The organism is Pseudomonas frederiksbergensis (assembly GCF_003732705.1).
GTDB lineage: Bacteria > Pseudomonadota > Gammaproteobacteria > Pseudomonadales > Pseudomonadaceae > Aquipseudomonas > Aquipseudomonas frederiksbergensis_F.
Genome location: NZ_MOBR01000035.1, coordinates 1 through 1,882 on the forward strand (window position 1 = coordinate 1; position 1,882 = coordinate 1,882).

The 1,882-nt window shown below is 52.6% G+C and carries 3 protein-coding genes; 1 reads left to right on the top strand and 2 read right to left on the bottom strand.

Translation table 11 applies throughout. From position 1 onward, the window contains the following. The coding region (locus BK667_RS25045) for a serine hydrolase domain-containing protein (protein WP_148060160.1) at positions 1–795 on the top strand (795 nt) is incomplete at its 5' end. A 146-nt stretch (positions 796–941) separates the two neighbouring features. Here BK667_RS25045 and BK667_RS33685 read toward each other — a convergent pair. Next, positions 942–1,193 carry a hypothetical protein gene (locus tag BK667_RS33685; protein ID WP_123599214.1) on the bottom strand — a complete coding sequence of 84 codons (252 nt, stop codon included), beginning with the start codon at positions 1,191–1,193 and terminating at the stop codon, positions 942–944. A gap of 154 nt (positions 1,194–1,347) precedes the next feature. Continuing rightward, on the bottom strand, positions 1,348–1,788 hold the full coding sequence (locus BK667_RS25055) for a hypothetical protein (protein ID WP_123599215.1): 441 nt from the start codon (positions 1,786–1,788) through the stop codon (positions 1,348–1,350). Positions 1,789–1,882 lie beyond the last annotated feature (94 nt).

Below are 1,882 nucleotides of genomic sequence, written 5' to 3' on the forward strand. Positions count from 1 at the left end.
TTAGCTACGACAGCCCTATCGTTAGTGCGTGACGGGCTGATCAGACTGGATGAGCCAATTCTTGATCAGCCTTTCACGTTACGTCAGCTACTGCGGCATGAGGCAGGTCTAGCCGATTACGGCGAGCTTGCGCAGTATCACACCGCTGTTACGAACAGTGAGCCAGCGTGGTCGGCAGATGAAATGATGCAACGCCTTGACGGTGCTCGCCTTCGATACAGTCCCGGAACCGGTTGGCGTTACTCGAATGTTGGCTACCTGCTTATCGGCAGGCTTATTGAACGGCTAACTGATCTGACACTCGATAATGCGGTGACTAAAAGGGTACTTTCCCCTCTGGGCTTGTCGAATGTTCGCTTTGCTGAAACGCGAGCTGACTTACAAACGACCCACCATGGAAGCACCTCAAATTATGACCCCGCATGGGTTTATCACGGCCTGTTGATCGGCCCAATTTCGCAAGCAGCGCTATTTCTGGATCGACTCCTCCGTGGAGACCTGCTCTCCACAAGCTTGCTCCAGGAAATGCAGACAGCACGAGCATTGGGCGGCCCGATTCCGGGGCGCCCATGGATTACTCCGTGCTATGGCCTTGGCGTCATGCAGGGCTCAATTGAAGGCGGACATTCCCTATGCGGGCACACAGGCTGCGGACCAGGCAGTGTCATTGCTGCCTACCGTATCTGCGACGGCGACACATCGGCGTGTTGCGCTGCTTTTGAGGCGGGCGCCAGTGAAGGCGCAGTCGAAGCTTTCGTTGTTGGAAAGCTTGTGCAAGCTATACGGGGTAGCTGAAGACGGTTAAGTCTTTCAGGCGTCGGCGGGAATATCCGCTATGGCCAAGCGGCCCTTCACCATAGACAGTAGCCAAAAGCTGCCTCTCATTTTGGCAGCTAGGAACAGGAAAAAAGTGCATCTTATGACTGAGTATTGGGTGAAATTCAGAGGGGGGACTTCTTCATTGAGAGCCGTAATCGCTGCCATTCATTCCAGCAGTCCTCGGAAACCAAGTCTCGGAAACCACGTTCGTTCTCCATATCCAGGGCGACCTCGAATGGAACGGCAACACACGTCGCTTGATCACGGATCTTGAGTGCCTCGGACTCTGTAAGCGGAGAGCCTTTGTTCGTTTCTGCGCTTTGCAAAGCCACTGAAAGCGCCGGAATGAATACAACGCAAAGTTGTTCCGTCATCTGTTGCTAGTCTCAATTGTGCGGAAAGACCGAAAGATTACGCTGGTTGCTTAATCACGGCTATTGACCAAGAACATCTATCGCCTGATGGCCGATAGCTGCTGCTCGCGAACGTCCGTTTTCGCCCAACACCATCATTTGATTGCAGAAATGCTCAACGCTTTATTCCCCGAGTAAGGTTTCTGCAATCCAGTAGCAAATCATCCAGGAATGGATTGATGTCCAAAAGTTCCATTAGATCCAGCAGCTCTGCGGAGGCGGTCCTTATCGGTCGCCACTCGTCATGATCAAATATCAGCCGATCATGACACTGGAGTGCAGCCTCAGAAAGGCTATTGCATCGCTCCCAAATATCTCGCAGCCGTGAATTGATCTGCGCTGGTAACGCGCTGCCACAGACTGAAAGAACCTCGTCCAACGGAAAGATCATCTGTGACCAGGTTTCACATGCAGGGCAATCCGGGATGGTTTTCTGCTGCATATCCGAGGTCAGCGCGAGGAACTCAAGAGCCGGTATTGCCTCGCACACCGCAAGAACACGCTTGTAATCATCTTGGCCGTACCATTCCCACAACGTTGTGGAGAAACCCATCATCTAGCTCCAAAAAAATTCACTCGACCTATTACCATCAGTGGGCAGATTCAACTTTACCAGTTCACCTTTGCATCGCTCGAAGGGCTACTTGGGG

Coding starts and splice junctions, on each gene's coding strand:
- BK667_RS25055 (WP_123599215.1), bottom strand. CDS start 1,788: ATGATGGGTTTCTCCACAACGTTGTGGGAATGGTACGGCCAAGATGAT.
- BK667_RS33685 (WP_123599214.1), bottom strand. CDS start 1,193: ATGACGGAACAACTTTGCGTTGTATTCATTCCGGCGCTTTCAGTGGCT.